This window comes from Thalassotalea euphylliae (assembly GCF_003390335.1).
Lineage (GTDB): Bacteria > Pseudomonadota > Gammaproteobacteria > Enterobacterales > Alteromonadaceae > Thalassotalea_F > Thalassotalea_F euphylliae_B.
In genome coordinates, this window is record NZ_QUOU01000001.1 from 2,319,375 (window position 1) to 2,341,019 (window position 21,645).

The 21,645-nt window shown below is 44.3% G+C and carries 13 protein-coding genes; 2 read left to right on the plus strand and 11 right to left on the minus strand.

Annotated features, from left to right (window positions below; translation table 11 throughout):
* Positions 1 to 44: 44 nt before the first annotated feature.
* Positions 45 to 10,505: an Ig-like domain-containing protein gene (locus DXX93_RS10190; protein ID WP_181902195.1), complete on the plus strand. Its 10,461-nt coding sequence runs from the start codon at positions 45 to 47 to the stop codon at positions 10,503 to 10,505.
* A 111-nt stretch (positions 10,506 to 10,616) separates the two neighbouring features.
* On the opposite strand, the gene DXX93_RS10195 is transcribed toward DXX93_RS10190, so the two are convergent.
* The gene (locus DXX93_RS10195) at positions 10,617 to 11,885 is read right to left on the minus strand and encodes a tyrosine-type recombinase/integrase (protein WP_116008006.1); all 1,269 of its coding nucleotides are present in this window, start codon (positions 11,883 to 11,885) and stop codon (positions 10,617 to 10,619) included.
* 421 nt (positions 11,886 to 12,306) lie between these two features.
* Between DXX93_RS10195 and DXX93_RS20790 the strand changes: the two genes are divergently transcribed.
* A complete protein-coding gene (locus DXX93_RS20790; protein ID WP_181902196.1) occupies positions 12,307 to 12,468 on the plus strand; it encodes a hypothetical protein in 162 nt (53 codons plus the stop codon).
* Positions 12,469 to 12,526: 58 nt separating this feature from the next.
* Here DXX93_RS20790 and DXX93_RS10200 read toward each other — a convergent pair whose 3' ends face one another.
* The 10 genes from DXX93_RS10200 to DXX93_RS10245 all read right to left on the minus strand — a co-directional run bounded on the left by DXX93_RS10200 (position 12,527) and on the right by DXX93_RS10245 (position 21,635).
* A complete protein-coding gene (locus DXX93_RS10200) occupies positions 12,527 to 13,342 on the minus strand; it encodes a DUF4198 domain-containing protein (RefSeq protein WP_116008007.1) in 816 nt (271 codons plus the stop codon).
* A gap of 2 nt (positions 13,343 to 13,344) precedes the next feature.
* Entirely contained in the window at positions 13,345 to 13,854 is a 510-nt protein-coding gene (locus DXX93_RS10205) for a DUF2271 domain-containing protein (protein WP_116009914.1), read from the minus strand.
* Between the two features lie 45 nt (positions 13,855 to 13,899).
* Positions 13,900 to 14,475, minus strand: coding sequence for a PepSY-associated TM helix domain-containing protein (locus DXX93_RS10210; RefSeq protein WP_116008008.1), 576 nt, complete (start codon positions 14,473 to 14,475; stop codon positions 13,900 to 13,902).
* Positions 14,475 to 15,893, minus strand: coding sequence for a tetratricopeptide repeat protein (locus DXX93_RS10215; protein ID WP_116008009.1), 1,419 nt, complete (start codon positions 15,891 to 15,893; stop codon positions 14,475 to 14,477). Before DXX93_RS10215 ends, DXX93_RS10210 begins: the two co-directional genes overlap by 1 nt.
* A complete protein-coding gene (locus DXX93_RS10220) occupies positions 15,890 to 16,519 on the minus strand; it encodes a hypothetical protein (protein WP_116008010.1) in 630 nt (209 codons plus the stop codon). The genes DXX93_RS10215 and DXX93_RS10220 overlap by 4 nt, the downstream gene beginning before the upstream one ends.
* Positions 16,516 to 16,923 carry an ExbD/TolR family protein gene (locus tag DXX93_RS10225; RefSeq protein ID WP_116008011.1) on the minus strand — a complete coding sequence of 136 codons (408 nt, stop codon included), beginning with the start codon at positions 16,921 to 16,923 and terminating at the stop codon, positions 16,516 to 16,518. The genes DXX93_RS10220 and DXX93_RS10225 overlap by 4 nt, the downstream gene beginning before the upstream one ends.
* Entirely contained in the window at positions 16,913 to 17,398 is a 486-nt protein-coding gene (locus DXX93_RS10230) for a MotA/TolQ/ExbB proton channel family protein (RefSeq protein ID WP_116008012.1), read from the minus strand. Before DXX93_RS10230 ends, DXX93_RS10225 begins: the two co-directional genes overlap by 11 nt.
* On the minus strand, positions 17,388 to 18,728 hold the full coding sequence (locus tag DXX93_RS10235; protein WP_116008013.1) for a MotA/TolQ/ExbB proton channel family protein: 1,341 nt from the start codon (positions 18,726 to 18,728) through the stop codon (positions 17,388 to 17,390). The genes DXX93_RS10230 and DXX93_RS10235 overlap by 11 nt, the downstream gene beginning before the upstream one ends.
* Positions 18,728 to 19,540, minus strand: a complete 813-nt coding sequence (locus DXX93_RS10240; RefSeq protein ID WP_116008014.1) for a DUF3450 family protein — start codon at positions 19,538 to 19,540, stop codon at positions 18,728 to 18,730. The genes DXX93_RS10235 and DXX93_RS10240 overlap by 1 nt, the downstream gene beginning before the upstream one ends.
* A gap of 91 nt (positions 19,541 to 19,631) precedes the next feature.
* Positions 19,632 to 21,635, minus strand: coding sequence for a TonB-dependent receptor domain-containing protein (locus DXX93_RS10245; RefSeq protein ID WP_116008015.1), 2,004 nt, complete (start codon positions 21,633 to 21,635; stop codon positions 19,632 to 19,634).
* Positions 21,636 to 21,645: the final 10 nt, after the last annotated feature.

Sequence of the window (21,645 nt, forward strand, 5' to 3'; positions counted from 1 at the left end):
TGATAATTTTTTTACTGGTAAGCAGCAAAGCGATTGCAGCCCCGGTGATTGATGGTCTTACTAATATAAGCATCGACGAAGATTCAGCGCTCAATACCACTTTTTATGCCAGCGATGCCGATGGCAAGACATTAACTTTGCGGTTAAAAGATGGCTCACCCGATTGGTTAACCGTTACCGATGTACCATCTGTGGTGACGAAGGTTGCAGGTCGAGGCTCTACACTCCTTGATAATATACCAGCAGACTCTGCCCGGCTTATCAATCCTCTGAGTATCGCCCTTGATAGCCGAGGTAACCTTTATATAGCTGATACTGGTGATCATCGTATTCGCAGGGTTAATAGCGCAGGTACTATCACTACGGTAGCAGGTGAGGGTAAATCAGGTCCTAAAGGCTTTGCTGGTGTTGCGGGCTTTAGTGGCGACGGTGGTCAGGGAACGGCAGCGAATTTAAGCAGCCCTAAGGGGGTAGCGGTAGATAGTGCAGGCAATATTTACATAGCCGACTCTGACAATCATCGCATTCGCAAAGTCGATACTTTGGGAATTATTACCACAGTGGCAGGAACTGGTGTTGCGGGCTTTAGTGGTGATAACGGTCTGGCCACACAAGCGGCATTAAATGCCCCGCGCAGTGTTGCGATTGGTAGTGATGGCGATCTTTATATTGCGAGCGAAAATTCAAACCGTATCCGGAAAGTTTCACTGTCGACAGGTATCATTACCACAGCAGCAGGTAATGGCTCTGGCGGTTTTCGTGGCGATAATGGTCTGGCGACGGCTGCCCGCTTGTTTAGACCACTTGATGCCGTGAAGAATAGTAAGGGTGAGCTTTTTATTGCCGATTGGCAAAATAACCGCATTCGTAAAGTGGATACTTCAGGAAATATTACCACATTTGCCGGTACAGGTGCTCGAGGTTTTAGTGGTGATGGCGCCCTGGCGACTGCCGCACAAATTAATCGCCCTCGCGGCTTAGCGGTTGATCGTTTCGATAATATTTATATTGCTGATGCGCCAAATAACCGTATTCGTAAAGTTTTAAATTCTAGCAATATTATTGAGACGGTTTATGGTGGTACCGGATTGTTGTCGTCGCCATCAGATGCGGTTATCGATAACCTAGGTAATCTTTATATTGCTGACAATGGTCATCTCCGTATTATAAAGATAACTCCGAGAACTTTTAGGCTCTCTGGCACACCAACGAATGACGATGTCGGCAGCCAAGATGTTTGTGTGATTGTTAATGACGGTGTTGAAGATATTGAGCATTGTTTTACTTTAACGGTCAACAACACCAATGATGCACCAAATGCTAATAGTCAAAGTGTGACTACCGCAGAAGAAACCGCAAAAGCCATTACCTTAACCGGCGGTGATATTGATGTCGGCGATACTTTCACTTTTAGCGTTGTCAGCCAACCTGACCACGGTAATTTAACAGGCACGCCACCCAATCTGATTTATACCCCTGATGCTAATTTCGTTGGCAGCGACGATTTCACTTTTAAAACAAACGATGGCACCACTGATTCTAGCTCTGCAACGGTGACGATTACTGTCACTAATATTAATGATGCACCAGTGGCGAACAATCAAAGCGTGACGACAGCGGAAGATATTGCCAAAGCGATTACCTTGACGGGTAGTGATGTTGATGTTGGTGATAGTTTCACTTATAGCGTTGTCAGTCAACCTGATCACGGTAGCTTAACTGGCACAGCACCAAATCTGACTTATACACCTGATGGGAATTATGTCGGCAGTGACAGTTTTACCTTTAAGACCAATGATGGCAGTGTTGACTCTGGGCTAGCAACAGTCACTATTACGGTTACGAATACCAATGATGCGCCTATCATTTTCCCTGTTTCCGATGCTAACGCGATAGAAGATCAGGGCTTTAACTTGACGGTCAATAGCAGCGATGCTGAGGGGGACGCATTAACCCTACGCTTAAAAGATTCCCTCCCAGCTTGGTTGACAGTTAGCAATGTACCTGCTGCTATTCGTACCATAGTAGGGGGCAGCCAGACAGGCTTGGGCGATGGCAGTGCCGCCAACTTAACTCAGTTGAACGCCCCAGAAGGACTTGCTTATGATGGCAGCAATTTTCTTTACATTGCTGACACTGCAAATCACCTTGTTTATAAATTAGCATTGAACACTGGTGCTATTAGCGTGGTCGCCGGTGGGGGCAGCAGTGGTTTAGGTGATGGCAGCCAGGCTGCTCAAGCTGAGCTTAACCGACCAGCGGGCCTGGCCTTTGACAGCTTAGGCAATTTGTATATCGCCGATTCTGGCCATCATAGAATTCGCAAGCTTGATATTAGCTCAAACATTATTACCACTGTCGCAGGTAGTGGCGTAAAGGGATTTAATGGTGACAATCAACAGGCGACACTAGCTGCGCTTAACTTACCGCTAGATATCGCCTTCGATGACGATGATAACCTGTATATAGCTGATCAGGTTAACCACCGAATTCGCAAGGTTGCAAGCGATGGTAGTATAAGTACGTTTGCTGGTAATGGTAGCTCAGGTTTTAGTGGTGATAGCTCGATAGCAACCTCGGCTCAGTTACATTTCCCAACAGGGATCACCATAGATACTGTAGGAAATCTCTATATTGCTGATAATATCAATAATCGTATTCGAAAAGTCACGCGTCGTGACGGTAAAATTAATACCGTTGCTGGCGGTGGCAATGGTGGCGACGGTGGTTCTGCGACTGCAGCCAAATTAGTCACTCCTTTCGACGTCATACTTGATAGGTGGGGAAACCTATACATTTCTGGTGATGATAATCGTATTCGAAAGGTTGATGTTCATACGAATATCATCACTACGGTGGTTGGCAATGGCAGTTTCGGCAATGGCGGTGACAACGGCTCACCAGCCTCCGCTCAGCTTAGGCTGCCAACCAGTCTAGCGTTTGATAACAGAGGAAACCTCTATATCGCTGAACTATCTGGCAACCGTATACGCCAAGTAACACAGGATCACTTTGCGTTGTCTGGCTCGCCGACCAATGCGGAGGTAGGAAGTGACAATGTCTGTGTAATTGTTAATGACGGCGCTCAGGATACTGAGCAGTGTTTTACCTTAACGGTTTCCAATACGAATGACGCGCCAATTGCGGATAGTCAAAGTGTCACCACCGCGGAAGATACTGCCAAAGCGATCACTTTAACGGCTAGTGATATTGATGTCGGCGATACTTTCACTTTTAGCGTTGTCAACCAACCTGATCATGGTCAGTTAACTGGCACAGCACCCAATCTGACTTATACACCTGATGCGAATTATGTCGGCAATGACAGTTTTACCTTTAAGACCAATGATGGCAGTGCTGACTCTGCGCTAGCAACAGTCACCATCACGGTTACTAATACTAATGATGCGCCGATCGCCACTAATCAGAGTATCGTTACCACCGAAGATACAGCCAAAGCGATCACCTTGACGGCTAATGATATCGATGTCGGCGAGAGTCTGACCTTTACCTTGGTTAGCCAGCCGAGTAATGGTAAGTTGGCTGGCACGGCACCAAACCTGATTTACACGCCTGCTGTGGATTTTGTTGGCAGTGATATTTTTACTTTCATCGCCAATGATGGCGAAGCCAATTCCCAAGCTGGGAGCATCATTATCAGAGTGACCAATATCAATGATGCGCCGATCGCCAATGCTCAAAATGTGACCGTGACTGAAGATATTGCCAAAGTGATTACTTTAACCGGTAGCGACATTGATGTCGGCGATAGCCTTAGTTTTACTGTTGTTGGACAACCGAGTCATGGTCAGTTATCCGGCAGTGGCGCAAATCTTACTTATAGACCTGACGCGAATTATCACGGCAGCGATAACTTCACTTTCAAAGCCAATGATGGCAGTGCAGATTCTGGGCTAGCGACAGTCACCATTACGGTTACTAATACCAATGATGCTCCACTTGCTAATAATCAGGTGGTGAGCACCGCTGAAGAAACCACTAAGGTTATTACCTTAACAGGCAGTGATATTGATAATGATGGCTTAAATTTTTCTATAGTGAGTCAGCCAGCTCATGGCCTGTTAACGGGTACAGCACCAAATATTACGTATACGCCTAGTCTTAATTATGTGGGCAATGACAGCTTTACCTTCAAAACCAACGATGGCACAGCCGATTCTGGGCTAGCTACGGTGGCTATTACAGTCACTAATACCAATGATGCCCCGATCGCTAACGATTTAAGCGTTAGTACCGCTGAAGATACCGCGCAAGTGATTACCTTAACGGGCAGTGATATTGATGTTGGCGATAGTCTAGTTTACAGTTTGGTGAGCCAACCTAGCCATGGCCAGTTGACAGGCTCCGCGCCGAACTATACCTATACGCCTAACGCGAATTATTACGGTAGGGACAGTTTTACCTTCAAGGCTAATGATGGCAGCGCCGATTCTGGAGTAGCCACTGTGACTATTACCATCACTAGTGTTAATGACGCGCCGATTGCTAATACTCAAAGTGTCACTACTGCAGAAGATACCTCCCAAGGTATCACCTTAACGGGCAGTGATATTGATAACGATGGCTTAAATTTTTCTATAGTTAAGCAACCGACTCACGGCGTATTATCTGGCACACTACCCAACCTGACTTACAGGCCCAATACCAATTATGTCGGTAGTGACAGCTTTTACTTTAAAACTAACGACAGTAAAACTGACTCTGTAGTGGCAAGAGTAGCTATTACGGTCACTAACATTAATGATGTTCCTGTCGCTAATGATCAAAGCGTAACTACCGCAGAAGAAAACCCCAAAGCGATTACCTTAACGGGTAGTGATATTGATAATGATAGCTTGAGTTTTTCTCTAGTGAGTCAACCGACTCATGGGAAACTATCTGGCAGTGCACCAAACTTGACTTATACGCCAGATACCCATTATGCAGGCCGAGATAGCTTTACCTTCAAAGCCAACGATGGCACAGCCGACTCTGCGTTAGCTACCATTACAGTTACCGTCACTAATAACAATGATGCGCCAACGGCCAGTGATCAGAGTGTTACTACAGTTGAAGATACTGCCAAAGTCATTACCTTGGTGGCTAATGATGTTGATGTTGGTGATAGCCTTAATTTTAGCGTGGTAAGACAACCTGCTCATGGCCAGCTATCTGGTAGTGCACCAAACCTGACTTATACACCGGAGGAAAATTATTACGGTAGCGATAGTTTTACCTTTAAGGCTAACGATAGCAGTGCGGATTCTGAATTAGCTACAGTTACCATTACCATCACGAGTGCTAATGATGTACCAACGGCTAATGCTCAAAGTGTCAGCACCAGTGAAGATACAGCCAAGGCGATCATTTTAACGGGTAATGATATTGATGAGGGTAGTAGCCTAACGTTCACCGTTGTTGAGCAACCTAGTAACGGACAGTTAACAGGTACTGCGCCAAGCCTGACTTATACACCTAAAGCTAATTATCACGGTAGTGACAGCTTTACCTTTAAAGCTAACGATGGCAATGCCGATTCTGAGTTGGCAAGGGTTTCCATTACGGTTTCCAATACCAATGATGCTCCGGTTGCCAATGATCAGAGCGTAAGTGTTGCTGAAGATAGCAGCCAAGCGATTTCTTTAACTGCTAGCGATATTGATGACGCTAGTAGCTTAACATTCACTGTAATTAGTCAACCTAGCCATGGTCAGTTAACGGGTGTAGCGCCAAATCTCACTTATACACCTGAGGTGAATTATCACGGTAGTGATAGCTTTACCTTTAAGGCTAACGATAGCTTAGCTGATTCTGACCTAGCCACAGTCACGATTACAGTGGATAACGCAAACGATGTTCCCGTCGCCAACGATCAGAGCGTGAGTACGGCTGAAGATGTCGCGAAAGTGCTCACGCTAACGGCCAGTGATATAGATATTGGGGATAGTCTAAGTTTTAGGGTTATTGACCAGCCTAGCTATGGTCAGCTATCTGGCACTGCTCCAAATCTTACTTATACGCCTGATAGTCATTACAACGGCAGTGATAGCTTTACTTTTAAGGCCAATGATGGAACCACGGATTCAGCGCTGGCGACAGTTAATATTAGCGTTAGTGAAATCAATGATGCTCCTATTGTTAATGCAATTGGCAACAACTCAGCGAGAGAGGATAGCGCCTATAGTGTGGCGATTTATGCCAGTGACCCTGAAAGTGATAGGCTCAATCTTCGCTTAAAAGACGCTAATCCTAGCTGGTTAACGGTGAGTAATAAGTCATCGGTTATTAGCACCGTTGCTGGTGGTAACCAAACGGGTTTAGGTGATAGCAGTGCAGCCAACTTAACTCAGCTAAATGCGCCGCAAGGGCTTGCCTATGATGGTGCTAATCAGCTTTATATTGCAGATACTGACAACCACCTTATTCGCAAATTAGATCTTGTTAGTGGCGCAATTAGTATAGTTGCTGGTGGCGGCACAAGTTTAGGCGATGGCAGCCAGGCCAACCAAGCACAGTTGAACCAGCCTGTCGGCTTAGCGTTTGACAGTTTAGGCGACTTGTATATCGCTGATAGTGGTCATCATCGTATTCGCAAACTTGATATTAGCGAAGGGATTATCACCACAGTCGCTGGTAATGGTGGCGCAGGCTACGATAGCGATGATCAACAAGCGACATTGGCTATGCTTAATGCTCCGTTGGCCATTGCCTTTGATAGTGATGATAACCTGTATATTGCCGATCAGAGTAATCACCGCGTTCGCAAGGTAACAAGTGATGGTAAAATTCAAACGGTTGCTGGTATTGGTACGCCAGGCTTTAGTGGTGATGGCTTAGCTGCAAGGCTTGCGGCACTGAATTCGCCAGCGGGGCTCACCATAGATACTGCAGGTGCTCTTTATATCGCCGACAAGGTCAATGGGCGTATTCGCAAGGTTTCTAGTGATGGTAAAATATCGACTATTGCTGGCGGTGGCAGCGGTGGCGAGGGCAGTCAAGCAATAACGGCCCAGTTGGTTGCTCCTTCAGATATTACGTTTGATCGGTGGGGGAATTTGTATTTATCCGTTGATGGCCATCGCATCCTAAAAATTGATGCCAACACTCAAAAGCTGACTACTATAGTAGGCGATGGCAGTTCAGGCAACTCCGGCGATGATGGACAGCCTAGTCTCGCTCAGCTCAGCTCACCAACAAGCTTGATGTTTGATAATGATGGTAATCTCTTTATTGCTGAATTATCAGGTGATCGCGTGCGTAAAGTTCAACCTGACTATTTTGTCTTATCAGGTCAACCTAGTAATGCAGATGTTGGTGACGCAAATGTCTGTGTCATTGCTAATGACGGTCAAATAGACAGTGCTGAGCAATGTTTTAGGTTAACCGTGACGAATACCAATGACATTCCTGTGGCCAATGATCAGAGCATAACGACAGCGCACAATACTGCCAAAGCGGTTACCCTAACGGGCAGTGATATTGATACTGGCGAGATCTTGACATTTGCTGTACTTAGCCAACCGAGTAACGGTCAGCTATCGGGCACGGCACCAAACCTAACTTATACACCGAATGCTAATTTTTTCGGCGCTGATAGTTTTACGTTTACGGTCAATGATGGTGATATTGATTCCGCTACTGCGACAGTAAGTATTAGTGTGGCACCAGCTAGCCCAACTCCGGGCGGTTCTAGCAGTGGCTCTGGCTCTAGTAGTGGCGGCGGTAATAGCGGCTCTGGAGACTCCAATGGCGGTGATAATAGCGGCTCTGGAGATTCCAATGGCGGTGATAATAGCGGCTCTGGAGATTCCAATGGCGGTGATAACAGCGGCTCTGGAGATTCTAACGGCGGCGATAATAGCGGCTCTGGAGATTCTAGTGGCGGTGATAACAGCGGCTCTGGAGATTCTAACGGCGGCGATAATAGCGGCTCAGGGGATTCCAATGGCGGCGATAATAGCGGCTCAGGGGATTCCAATGGCGGTGATAACAGCGGTTCAGGAGACTCCAATGGCGGTGATAACAGCGGTTCAGGAGACTCCAATGGCGTTGCCAACAGCGCTCCTGTTGCTGTCAATGACAGTGCGAGCATAGCAGCAGGTGAAACACTTATCCTTAATGTTTTAGCCAATGACACAGATCCTGAAAATGATCGTTTAACCTTAGTATCTGTTGCCGCCAAGTTAGGGCAGGCTGATATTACTGATAATCAGTTACGTTTTATTGCCAGCGATCAGTTAAGTGGTGTGGTGACGGTTGACTACGTGATTCAAGATCAAGCAGGAAATACCGCCCAAGGTCAGGTCACCATTAGCATCAACAATAACAGCGGTATTGTCCTAACGGTACCGGATGATTTATGCGGTGTTAGCAGTGTGAACGCAACTGGCTTGTTTACTCGGGTGACGTTAGGCGTTGCTCGTGCTACCGATGCTCAGGGCAATAATTTGCCAGTTGCTTTGGTCGATAATCTCGAGCCAGTATTCGCACCGGGTAAACACGCTGTCCTTTGGCAAACACAAGATGCTAGCGGTAATCGCAAAGTTGCGCAGCAAGTAGTTTGTATAGAGCCGTTAGTGAACTTAGGGCAAGATATTGACGTTGGTGAAGGTAGTGAAATTAGCTTACCTGTTGTGCTTAATGGCGAGTCGCCAAGTTATCCAGTCACCATAGACTATGCAGTCAGTGGTAGTGCCGATAATCAAGATCACAATTTAGTTTCAGGTCAGCTAGTGATTAGCCAAGGTACTCGTACCAACATTAACCTGGTTATAGCCAACGATGATCAGGAAGAAGGTGATGAAACGCTTGTGATTACTTTAACCAATGGCATTAACCTAGGTGACAATATTGAGCAAGTGGTAACCATTACCGAGCAAAGCGTTGCACCTATGGTTGAGTTAACCATATTACAAAATGGTAAACGCACCTCGATGATTACTCCCAACGGCGGTGAAATTACTGTGCAGGCGACGGTTAGCAATGCCGATAATAATGATAACTTGAACTTCCAATGGACAAGTTCTAGTGCAGAGCTGGTCAACACTAGTGCGTCTCCAACAACGTTCAGCTTAGATCCAAGCGCGCTTGCACAGGGGATGTATAGCCTTCAATTGACGGTTACTGTTGACGGCCATCCTGAGTTAACCACAAGTGTTATTGTTTTCTTCCAAGTCGTTGACGAGCTTGCCACATTAACCGATCGCGATAGCGACGGTGACGGTATCGCAGATAATATCGAGGGCTATATTGATACTGATGGCGACGGTATCGCTGATTATCTCGATGCTATTGCTGGCTGTCAGGTACAGCAACAGCAAACTCTGGATGATAAATTTTTAATGGAAACTGAAACCGGTATTTGTTTACGTCAAGAGCAGTTTGCTCAGCAAATGCAAGCGACGGGTTTACTAATGAACATGAGTGATCTAAACGGCTTGCTCCCCAATGATGATGACTTTATCAACGTCGGTGGCTTATTCGGCTTTGTCGCGACCGGGTTAACTCAAGTCGGCGGGAATATTATTGTCACGATTCCGCAGCGCAAACCGATCCCTGAAAATGCGGTTTATCGCAAATACAATAAAGAGCAGGGCTGGTACGATTTTGTCGAAGATGCCAATAATAAACTTTTATCTGCCGCTGGTGAACCTGGCTATTGCCCGCCGCCAGAGCGCAGTAATAAAAGTCAGGTATGGACACCGGGACTAACGCCGGGGCACTGGTGCGTTAAGATCCAGCTTGAGGATGGTGGTGCAAATGACAGTGATAACACAACTGATCACACCATTATTGATCCTGGCTATGTGAGCACAATAAAAACAGGCAATAGCGCTCCTGTCGCACATGATGATCATATTGATCTGGTGATGAACCAAGCGATCACCATCGACGCACTCGCCAATGATCTTGACGAGGATAATGATCCATTAACGATTGTCACTGCCTATGCTGATTTTGGTGTGGTAGAGGTTGATAATAACCAACTGCATTACACGCCAATGACAGATCATCTTGGTACAACCACATTGGACTACGTTATCACTGATGGTAAAGGCGGTAGTAGCCAAGGTAAGGTGCATTTGCGTATCATGCCAAATACGCCTCCTGTCAATACACCACCTGTGATCACTAATGAGCAAAGTGTTATCAGTCAAGGGCAATCGGTCGAGGTGAACTTACTTGCCAACGATACGGATGCCGAGCAAGACACTTTACGCCTTATTGCAGTTGAGCACGCAAACGTTAGTTTTAGCGCTAATGGCGATGCGACTTTTAAACCCAATGCAGAATTTTTTGGCAACGTCAGCATTGCTTACACCGTTGAAGATAGCGCTGGCAATAGGGCAGTTGGGCAGTGGCAAGTGACTGTCACTCAGCGAGAGCAACAAGTAAATAATAGTAAGAAGTCGGGCGGTGGCAGTATCACATACACAAGTTTATTTGTGTTGCTACTTATGCTATTGGCTAGATTCACGCTAGTCAGGAAAAAATCAAACGGCTAATCGTATTGCTTTGACTTAGCTTTACTGATTTATCATAGGCCATTTCCCCAAAACATTGCCAATAGGGGGTTAATAGGGAAATGGCCATATAAAAACATTGGTTTTTTAGTACTAATTCACTTTGCGCTTTTTACCACTTGCTGCTCGTTGTTTATTTTCAGTTTGAACATAAACCGTGTCAGTTGTCGCCATACTGGCATGTCCTAAGTCTTCGGAAACATCCTTGAGCTCACGGCCGCGCTCAATTTCCATACTTGCACCTGTGTGTCTTAGCCAATGTGTTGTGGCTTCTTTGAGTCTAAGTGCTTTATTTTCACCTTCATATTGGCGCATTTTATCGTAAGCTTGATCAAAAACCGCCTGAACAATGCGGCGTAAATGGCGAGCTGTCATGCCTCCTTGACCACGAATTTTTTCAACGAGTACCGTATTTTCATTACTCGATGGTAAGCCGTAAAGCCCGCGTGATAAGCGATAGCGCTCAAGAAACGGTAAGAAATCAACAGGCACTGTGACGTCTCTAAGCTTTCTACCTTTACCAAAAACTTTTAGCCACCAGTTATCGTCGTCATCAAGCCAAAAATGCCCCATAATGGGTGACCATGTCGCACGCTCTGACAATTCAGAAATACGTAAAAATAAGGTTTTTAACGCAGCAATCACAAATAAGTTCCGCTCATAAACGGCATCTTCATCAGCCATTTCAACAGCAACATCAAGCACATATTGCCATTGGGCAGTGCTTAAACGGTTAACGTCTTTAACTTGCACATCAGTAATAAAGTGGCGGCAGTCTTTTTTAGCAATTTGTGCCGGATTACCCAGACAAAATTCTTCACTCATCAGATAGTTATAGAAAACAATAATACCAGTGAACATGGATGTGAGTGTTTGTTGTGACGGTCGATATTTCTTTTTTAGTTGATTAACATCTAACGGCTGAGCATTTGCGGTAAGCTTGCTTGACTGGCTTTTGGCAAGTTGTACTTTAAATGGTGCCCAATGCTCGTTAGCCGAGGAATAACCAGCAGCTACTTTAAAGCGTTCTTGATTAGACGTACCAATCCAATTAACAGCTGGCTGCCAACAAAAGTCTGCATATTCCAGAATGTCAGCTTTGCGTAATTGATCAATCGGTGTTTGTTTTTCGAGAAACGACCAAAGTAAGAAACGTTCAACTTCATTTCTAAATCTGTCGTAGGTATGTGGTGATTTGTTGCGGCCAACATATTCAAGATAAGCTTTTCCCCAATTGAAATGCTCAAGCCACCAGTTAGGCTGATCGCTAAAGAAGTCGTTAAGCTCTGGGTAATCTTCAAAGTCGAAATCAAGTAGATCCAAGTATGTGGGATATAAAGGTACAGGTTTAGATGCAGCCATAATAAGGATTAATAAAAACAAATAATTAGTATGATTATCAGAATAAAACTAGTTTAAACGCCCTAAATCACTATGTCCAATACTAAAGAGTATTGGACATAGCGGGGAAGGGATGCTTATAGAGGTATCTGGTGTTTTATTCTATCAAGTACGTCACCGTTAATCGCCCCAGTCTGTCACAGATTTAGCTTTCTCTTGCTTGGTACTAAAAAGCTTACCAGGGATAATTGGCCTGTCGTGTTTTGGTACTTAAATCGTTGCTGGCTAGCTATTACTCCGTAATATAAATTTTTAGTTGGTAACGGTTTCCACTGCGTGGAGCCTCCGCAATTTTCATTAACTAAATTACTCAATCAGGCTGGTTGGTGTTCACCAAAGTAAGCGCTTAATACCTCACTACTTTGATGATTAAGGACGAATGATGAACAACAAGCATTTTATTGAATACGCAGAGTCACAAACCAATGAGATAAAATTAATGCAACGTGAACATCCAAACGAGGATTTACCGTTACAACGCGTAATTTGGGGCTGGTTACAGGTTATCGAGAGACTGAAAAGCGAGAAAAATAAAGGGGCTTAATGCCCCTGTCGAATATATTAAGGTACTGTTTTTTCTTTTAAAAAACAATATTTGTAACTTAGTCTAATACCGCTTCAAAGGTTAAAAACACCCGTCCACCAACTTTATCTGCTAAGGCATAATCGCTCACGTCCTGCTGGTAATCTGCCATTAAAAGATAACGCCCCGCTTGTTTAGGGGTGAACTTAATCGCGCCGTTTTTATCTGAAGTTAATTCTAACGCTTCAGGATCATTGCGATAACGGACACCTTCGCGAATAATTTCAACATTCACCCCAGCTTTTACTTCGCCGTTAAAGGCAAATTTAAACTCAACGGGTTCACCTTGAGCAATATCCGACGGATGAGTCACCGGAATCAGCTCTAAACCTTGCTTGCTAAGCGGGAATGAAACTGATGGCGAGTTTAACGTAACAAAACTCAATACATTGCTATAACCTTCAAGGGTTTCAACGTTAATGGCATCTTTTGGCAAACGGGCATCACGCTGTTGCTTGTTAACATTGCGCATAAACTTGGGCTTTTCTTCGCCTTTTACTTCGTAACGAGTAAAGTACGAAGGTGTCCCCGCAAGTTGTAATTGATAAGTACCGCTTTGCGTTAACTGTAAATCGACAACACTTTTGCGATGACCTTTGTACAATGAGCCAGCTCTTACTCTTTTACCGTCAGGGCCAGTAATGACCATGCGCTCTGCGCCCATAGGTTTGTCGACAAAAAAGGTTTCGTTCGAGGCGGTAACATCAACCATGATCCACTCGCCTTTATCGTTCGATAAATTAAAGTGGCTTGGCAGTAGCCAGCGATTATGAGCACTTGCTTGGGTGGCGAGTAATAAGCTAGTAGCAGCAATAAATAACGGTTTAAGTTTCATGGTTACTCCTTGATAATAAAAGTAGATTGAGCAGTTTCTGGCGTCGCTGCTAAGGTAAAACGTTGGCTTTTGCCAGTTAAAGTGAATGGTTGTTTGACCATGCTGCGGCCACCATTTTCACGGACAACTTCAATACGTAAAATATAATCGCCCGCGGCTAACGGTTGTTGATTGTCATCAACGGCATCAAAGCTCAGTTGGTAGCGGCCAGCAGCGTGGGTTGCAGAGGTGATTGCATCGACTAACTCAGCATCTTTTCGGCCGACTTTGCGCCACCAACGGCGAATATCTTTGAGCCATTTAGCCCCTTCACGCCATAGCGCTAAGGTGCGAATACTTTTGCCTGAGCTGTCTTCAAGCCAAATCGCAACATAAGGGTTGTGATACTCCCCTGTTTGCTGTGGCAAATTGAGTTCAAGCTTTAACTCGGTTGCCAATGCTTGGCTCGAAAAGCCCGAGAGAGAAAGCCCCGAAAGTGACAGTAGCGAAACAAAAACCAATGATTTTTTCATAAACAAATCCATACAAGAACATAACTAATAAAATAACGAATAGTGTTAAACCCAGAGCCAATAGATAATTACCATGGCAATGGTGGTAATAATGCTAGCGGCCATGGTGCGGTTAATTCGCCGTTGAGCCAGTGCTAAAATAAAACCAGTGATGCTAAAAACGATCATCAATACTGCGCTCAAATCAATAATAAAGCGCCAAAAACCACCGCTATTGCGGCCTTTGTGTAAATCGTTAAACAGTGCCCAGTAGCCGTAATCGGTTGCTTCTTTAAACGCTTCGCCACTGGCTAAATCAATGGTTAAGCTTAAATAACGGCCAGGGCCTTTATCACTGATAAAAAGTTCATCATCACTGCGCTCAATGCTTAGACGATTGCCGTTAAGGTGTTGTTGTTTTAGTAAGACGTCGAGTAACTGACCCTGTGTACTTGGCAATAACAGCTCGGGATTAACAACAAAGTCAGCTTCTTCAACTGTTGCTTGATCATCTGCGAACCACTCAGGGTGATTAAGGGTAATGCCGGTTATCGAGAAAAAAATCATCAAGCTCAATAACGCCATCGAAACATAAACGTGAATTAAACGTGAAAAATTCAGTAGATTTCTATTAACCCGCATTAGCTAGCTTCCTGACTAACAATGCGCTCAAGTATTTTAATATTTTCAAAGATACTGCTTTCACTAGGGGCAAAATCTAACGCTTGCTGGAGTAACTCAAGCGCTTTGCGGTAGCGACCCAAAGTCATCATTAAATCTGCGTGTTCGGTTAAGGCGTTGAGTTTAAATTCATCGAGATTAGCCGCTCTTAACAGCAGCATTTGCGCTTGATGGCTTTGACCAGCTCGGCGCTTTAACTGAGCTGAAGCTAATAATGCTTGGCCGTTTACTGCATTTAACGCCAACGCTTGTTGAAAATATTTATCCGCCTTAACGCGTTTCCCCTTGGCCAATTGCACTTTGCCATTTAAATAAGCAAGCTGGCTTTGTTGCTGACTGCTAAGCGACTTACTGGTTTTGGATTGACCTTTGTTGATTTGCCCTAACAACTTACTGGCACTGTTAAGTTGCTGCTTAGCAAGCAAGTATTCAACCGCGTCAATGACTAGCTCGGGGTTAGCATGCTCACGCCAAATTTGCTGATACAAGTGCTCGGCACGAGCAATACTGCCATACTGCAGCTGTAGTTGTGCGGTCAGTGCAATATTGTCTGCACTGGTTGGTACATGCTTTTTTTTGTCCAAGCGAATTGCCGTTTCTAAGCTGGCAATCGCCCTTTGATACTGCTGCTTAACTAATAAAACATTGGCGCGATGTAGCCATAAATCGGCATTGTTGGGTTCTTGATTAAGCATTTGTGTTAATAAGCTCAATGCTGCTTGGGTTTGACCCGCTTGACTATAGGCATATAGCAGTGATTGATTAACCTGATTGTCATCAGGCGCTAATAACTTGGCTTGCTGATAAGCAACTACTGCGCTGTGAAAATTGTTCGCTTGAATATAGCTATAACCGAGGTAGCTATAAAGTTGAGCATCTTTAACCCCCAACTGCATTGCCTCAACTAAATGAGCGCTGGCGCTAGTGTATTGTTTTAATTGTAATTTGGCTAACGCCAAGCCGTGATGCGCTTTGCCATAACCAGTTTGCTTTTTTATCGCTTGCTCAAAATACTTGGTCGCCACTTGAAATTGCTGTTGTTGCAATGCCAGTTGGCCGAGTAAATAAGCCATTGCCGCGCTCGCCTGTTCAATATCAATTTGCTGCTTCAATGTCTCAAGCAACTGTCGATATTGCTTGTTTTTGAGCTTGTCATTAATTAATTGATGATACTGCTGCTCGCCCTTGGTCAACACAGGCTTAATGCCAAGCTCGCTGGCAGAAATTTGCTGCATCAGTAGCTTAGGCTGCTCAAGTTTGATCTCTAGCTCGGTGCCAGAACTCGCTTGGCTAAACGAAGCACTTAGCAATAAAACGCCTGTCAATACTGCTGAGGGCAATATCGACGATGGTTTAGAAAAAAATAAATAATTGTTCATGATTCTTTTAATACTAATGGCCAAATAAATTCAGCGCGCACCGCTTTACCTTGGCGTTTTGGCGCAGTGAAGCGCGCTTTTTTGGTTAATTGTTTAATCGCGATATTAAGCTCTGGGTAAGGGTTCTCTTTGATCGCTTTTAAGTGAACCTTGCCGTCAATTTCAATCACTACGTGCAATTTCACTTTCACTTGCTTAACCCCCGCCCCTTTCATTTTTGAAGTAAAGCGAATTTCTAACGGTGTCGTTAAACGGGGCTGTTGGTCGAGCTCATTTAAAGCAAAACCAGTTAAGGCCGCGGCAATCGCTTTACTGTCAAATTCAGGGGTAAAGTCTAGAATCTCAGGCGCAGCTAATTGCGGTTTAGTCAGTTTGATATTGATTTTACTGAGTTTTAAGCTCGGCCCTTGGCTAGACTGCCGTAAATCTAACTTGAGGGTTTGCGGCTGAGTAAGTTCTTTTACTGTTGGCGGCGGTGGTGGCGGTGGCAATACTGCAACTTGCTCAAGAGGCTGTACCAATAAAGTATCTGGCTTGGTTAAGTCGCTGCGATTATTGATAATTAATATCGCCATTAAACCTGTGACAATCACCAGAGCTAATAGCATAAAGCGCATTTGGATCATGGCATTACCGTCGCTAGGTTAACCTTAGTGGCACCAGCCGCTTTTGCTTGATCCATCACTTCAACCAAGAGCTTGGTTTTAACTTCTTGATCAACCTGTAAAATCACTGGCATTGTTTGTTGCACCAGTAATTGGCTAACCGTAGGTTTTACGCCGACAACACCAATATCTTGGCCACCATACATGACTTGGCCACTATCGGTAATCGCGATTAAGATGCTTTTCTTTTCTAAATCGGAGGCGCTCATCGCCTGCGGCTTACTGACTTCAACGCCAGTTTCTTTGACAAACACTGTGGTGACAATAAAGAAAATCAGCAAAATAAAAACCACATCGAGCAACGGTGATAAATCAATTTGCTGATTTTGAGCATTACTCAAGCGCTGCTGCAAACTAGGCCGCATGATTGAGTTCCTCGTTGCTCGTTTCAACTACACAGCTGACTTCCGTCAGAGCTGGACTAGGAGCAAAGTTATCCACTGTACGCTGTAATTTCCAAAGCATCACCATCGCAGGAATTGCCACCAATAAACCAGCTTGCGTGGTTAATAAGGCTTTACCTATAGCATCGCTCATCGACAGCGCCGAGTTGTTGCTTATTGCGGCAAAGGTATCTAGCAAACCGATAATCGTGCCCAGTAAGCCGAGTAAAGGCAGTGCACTAATTAAAATTTGCAGTGGTGTTAACCAGCTTTGTAGCCACGCTAAGTTTTGTTTTTTATAGCTGCAATAAAGTGCTTGTAGTAGTAGGCTATAACAAACCAGCGCTAACGCAATAATGAGCCAGATAACTACCCCGCCAGTAATGAGTTCTTCCGGTAGCCAGTTACTAGGTGACCATTGATTAAGTAAATGACTAAGTGAATGACTAAGCAACATTGGTGACCTCACGGGTAACACTCGTGTTATTTTCAGGGGGGGGGACTTGTTGATGCGATAAACGAATGGCAAAAGACTCCAAGCCATTCATATAGTGATGGCAACGACGCGACATTAACGCGTGTGCAACCAAAGCAGGGATCGCAACAATCAAACCAAGCTCTGTGGTCACCAATGACTCAGAAATACCGCCAGATACGGCATTGGCATCACCGGCGCCAAATAAAGTCATCAGTTTAAAGGTTTGGATCATGCCACTAACGGTACCCAATAACCCCAGTAGCGGCGCAACCGCTGCGGTGACCGCAATAGCACTTAAACCGCGTTCAATTTCTTGTTTAATTTGCATCAGTTGATCAAATAACAAGTCGTCAGATTGCGTTTGGCTGTGCTGGTTTTGTTTAGCGATGGTTAGTAAACGCTGTTGATAAATGCCAAGCTTGCTGTTGTCAGTTGATGTATTCTCAATTGAAGATAATGCTGGCTTTAACTTAGGTAAACGACTTAGGCTAACCGCTTTAACACCAGCAATGGTCAATGCTAACAAAGCAAAAGCCAAAATGGGGACAATCCAAATGCCGCCTTTATTTAAGTGTTCAGCAATGGTTTCTTGGTGTTGATTTAAAATTAAACTGCGATTATTGGTAGCGTCTAATGCCAGTGTGCCGCGCTGGTTTTGCTGTAATTCAAGTGCTGCAGCGGTTTGAGCATCATCGTATTGAAGTGCCAATTGCCACGTTTGCTCGACCTGAGTCACCAAACCAGCGACTAAGCCCGCTTGCTGGTTATCGCCGCTAATAAAAATATTCGCTGGTCCTACACTCAACTTTTCGCCGTTAATCAGCTCACCACTGGTGAGTGCAACTTGCATCGGCTCGAATTGCGTCGGTTTGAGGTGTTGCTCAATCCGTTCGCTGAGCGCTGCTAACGAGGTAATTGGCTTGCGGTTATCTATGCTAGCTAACAGATGGTTGAGGTAATTGTACTGCTGCTGCCAACTGGCTAAGCGCTCTTCGAGCTTAGTCACACTTAAGTTTTGCTCGTCTTTAGTGCGCGTAATAAGTTTGGCCTCAACACTGAGTTTTTTCAGTGTCTGCTCTTGGCTTGCTAACTGTTTTAACAATTGCCGACGCTGTTTGGCAATTGCTTGCGTTTGCTGTTGGTAGGCTTTGTTGGCACGTTTTATTTCTGCCAGTAATTCGGCCTCAACGCTACTAATGTCGCTGGCAAAACTGCTTGGGCTGGCAATAACAAATACGGTTGAAAACGCCAACAAGTACAAGCTTATTATCGAGTTTATTGTTATTACCGACTTTATTAGTGGGCTCATTAGTGTGCTCCTAAAGCAATCGGTAAGTTGATTAACTGACCCGGTGTTTGGCTTTCAGCATGGTTAATTGCCTGGCGAATTTGTTCATTAGCATCGTCAACTGCTAGCCACTGCCAGCTGTTTTGCTGACGAAAGCCAATGCCACTAAAGCTGTTATCTGAGCTAATAAACCACGCCTGATCATGACCAAAATACAATTGCTGGGTTAAGCGCTCACTGCCATTAATGTCAATCACCCCTTGTTTGAGCTGAATTAAGCCTGAGCTTTTGGTTAGTTGTTTAATAATGCTGGCAATGGCTTGATATTCGTTACTAAGAGACTTACCTACTCGAGTTTGCGTTTCAATTTGATTCCCTCTCAGGCTTAACTGGGCTAACTCACCTTTTAACTGCTCGGCTAAATAGGGCGGCAAAGAGGCAACCAGGGTTTGTAATTGGTTAATAATCGCTGGCAAAGCTTTTTGATATTGGCCGACACTTTTCTCAAGCACAGTTTGCTCAGTTAAAATTGCTTGCCTTTGCTGATTAACTTGATCTTGCTGACTATTGTCCTGACTAATTTGCGAGGATAAGATTTTATTTTGCTCTTTAAGCAGTGCAATCCTAAGTTCGAGCTGTTGTTGCTCTAGTTGCCAGTCTTGTTGAAGTTGATTGCTCGACTGTGCTAAATCAAGCCATTGTTTGGTTAATTGATCTATGGTTGCTGGTGTCGTTGTTTTTACTTGCCCCTGTTCTGAAGCAACTACACTGGTTGCCGATAACGCTGCAAAAACAAGCCAAGCTAGTTGACTGCGAAGAAGAGATATTTTCATAACAATAATTTACATAAAACGGCCAGTTGAATACTGGCCGCTATTACTGATTGGTTAACCTCAGCTCTTAATGAGAGTTGAGATTAGTTAATTAGAACTGGTAGCTAACGCCAACTTTGATGTTACGACCCACTTCATTGTCGTTGTAATCGGCATTACCCCAGTACATACCAAAGCTATTGTGGTTTTGATAAGCTTTATCGAAAACGTTATCAACACCTAATCTCACAATTAGGCCTTCCACTTGCTCTACGTCATAAGCTAACCAAAGGTTAGTAACGCCATAGCCTGCTTTTTTCACTTCTTCTGTTTCAACTTGACCTTCACCGTTAAGAGAATTGCGATCTAAATCGGCATTACTAGCAAAGTAACTATTAAAGCCAACAACTAAGGCATTGTTTACTTGGTAATCAAGACCTAGTTTTACGACTTGAGTACCTGCATATAAGTGATCGGTTGTGTAACCCGGGTATTCGTTATCGCCGGTGTTATAGCTGTAGTTAATATAAGCCGTTAAATCTTCATGACTAACGTTAAAGCCCGCTTCAACACCATCAACTTCTAAGTCAAAACGACCACCTGCCAAGCTAGTGTTTTTAGTTGGGTGGTAGTAGTTGTCAATGGCGTAATGGAACAAATTAACATAGGCTTTTGCGCTATCTACTGACAACTGCTCAGCTAAGTCTTGAATAATATTAAATTCAACGTGATTACCGGTTTCAGCGGCAACATTATCGGCTTGTTGAATATTAGTGCCAAGGGTTAGTGTTTCTGCTAACGCAGGGCCTTTAAAAATGCGGCCATAGCCTAGTTTAAGGTTAAGATCTTTATTGGCCTGCCAGTCAACCGCTAACTTAGGTGATAACTTGTTAAACGAAAGATCATAAGCGCCGCCTAAGCTGTAACTGTCATAACGAACACCAGGGACAACTGTTACATCACCAAAGTTAAGCTCAGCTTGAACATAACCAGCCACTAATGAAGCGGTAGGCTCATCGTGAATATTAATATCAACCTGTTCAGTACTGCCATCTTCAAGGGTGTTCACTCTAAAGCCATCAACTTTAATATCTTGCTCAGCTTTAAAGGTCTCAATGCCAGCAGTCCAAGCAATATCGTTAATAATAAAGGTATTGTTGGCATCCAAACCATAAGTGGTATATGAGTATTCGCGTTCTGGGTATGCGCTAGCACCTTGAACAATTGGCTCACGCACTAAACGTTTTTCATTGGCATAAACATTAACAGCTAAGTCTAATAACGGATCATCACTGCTGTTTTGGTAACCTAAGGTATACGTATCGCGCTCATAACCGTGAAACCCTAACGCTTGCTCAAGGCTTGTCGCGCCAGGCTTTTCGCCTGAAAGGTTGCGGCGACCGCCATCTTCAGCATATTGGGCAGAAAATTCTAATTGTTCGGTGTCAGAAAAATCGTAAACCGCTTTAAATAAGCCGCTTTTTAATTCACTGTGCTTACTAACAATTGGCGCGGCATCTGGTGTTTCAATATCGCCTGACTCATTGTAATTAACATAAGCTAACACACTTAATTGCTCAGTTAGACGACCGTAGCCAGTAACGTTTGCTTGTCTAAATTCAGTGGCGTCGTCGGCAGCAAGTGACACTCTTGCACCAAATTGCTCATCCGCAGCCAGCATATCTTGCGGATCTTTAGTTTCATATCTAACCGCACCCGTGTTAGCACCGTAACCGCTAAGCACTGAGGTTGCACCTAATTCAACAGTAGCTGATTTTAAAATGGCTGGGTCAATCACCTGATTACTGGCGTGGTGAAACATTTGACCGTCTTGACGTGCGCCATCAATGGTGACATTGGCAGAATGCTCTTCAAGACCGCGTAAATAAACTTTTTGGCTATAACGAACACTGTTACTAACATCAACGCCAGCAAGTTGTTGTAAAGTACCTTTAACATCGTTAACTTGTAAATTAGCCAGTCGTTCAGCGGTGATAACTTGCTGCTTATTGGTTTTAGCACTCACTTCTGTGGTTGCTAATTCTTGAATATCATCAGCCAATACTTGGCTACTAAGTGCAGCAGCTACGGCTAAAGAGAGATATTTTACTTTCATTTAAAAGTGC

What these genes read in the sequence shown, in the direction of transcription:
- DXX93_RS10240 (WP_116008014.1), bottom strand. Translation starts at nt 19,540, where the DNA reads ATGAAAATATCTCTTCTTCGCAGTCAACTAGCTTGGCTTGTTTTTGCA.
- DXX93_RS10235 (WP_116008013.1), bottom strand. Translation starts at nt 18,728, where the DNA reads ATGAGCCCACTAATAAAGTCGGTAATAACAATAAACTCGATAATAAGC.
- DXX93_RS10215 (WP_116008009.1), bottom strand. Translation starts at nt 15,893, where the DNA reads ATGAACAATTATTTATTTTTTTCTAAACCATCGTCGATATTGCCCTCA.
- DXX93_RS10210 (WP_116008008.1), bottom strand. Translation starts at nt 14,475, where the DNA reads ATGCGGGTTAATAGAAATCTACTGAATTTTTCACGTTTAATTCACGTT.
- DXX93_RS10205 (WP_116009914.1), bottom strand. Translation starts at nt 13,854, where the DNA reads ATGAAAAAATCATTGGTTTTTGTTTCGCTACTGTCACTTTCGGGGCTT.
- DXX93_RS10225 (WP_116008011.1), bottom strand. Translation starts at nt 16,923, where the DNA reads ATGCGGCCTAGTTTGCAGCAGCGCTTGAGTAATGCTCAAAATCAGCAA.
- DXX93_RS10245 (WP_116008015.1), bottom strand. Translation starts at nt 21,635, where the DNA reads ATGAAAGTAAAATATCTCTCTTTAGCCGTAGCTGCTGCACTTAGTAGC.
- DXX93_RS10220 (WP_116008010.1), bottom strand. Translation starts at nt 16,519, where the DNA reads ATGATCCAAATGCGCTTTATGCTATTAGCTCTGGTGATTGTCACAGGT.
- DXX93_RS10230 (WP_116008012.1), bottom strand. Translation starts at nt 17,398, where the DNA reads ATGTTGCTTAGTCATTCACTTAGTCATTTACTTAATCAATGGTCACCT.
- DXX93_RS20790 (WP_181902196.1), top strand. Translation starts at nt 12,307, where the DNA reads ATGAACAACAAGCATTTTATTGAATACGCAGAGTCACAAACCAATGAG.
- DXX93_RS10200 (WP_116008007.1), bottom strand. Translation starts at nt 13,342, where the DNA reads ATGAAACTTAAACCGTTATTTATTGCTGCTACTAGCTTATTACTCGCC.
- DXX93_RS10195 (WP_116008006.1), bottom strand. Translation starts at nt 11,885, where the DNA reads ATGGCTGCATCTAAACCTGTACCTTTATATCCCACATACTTGGATCTA.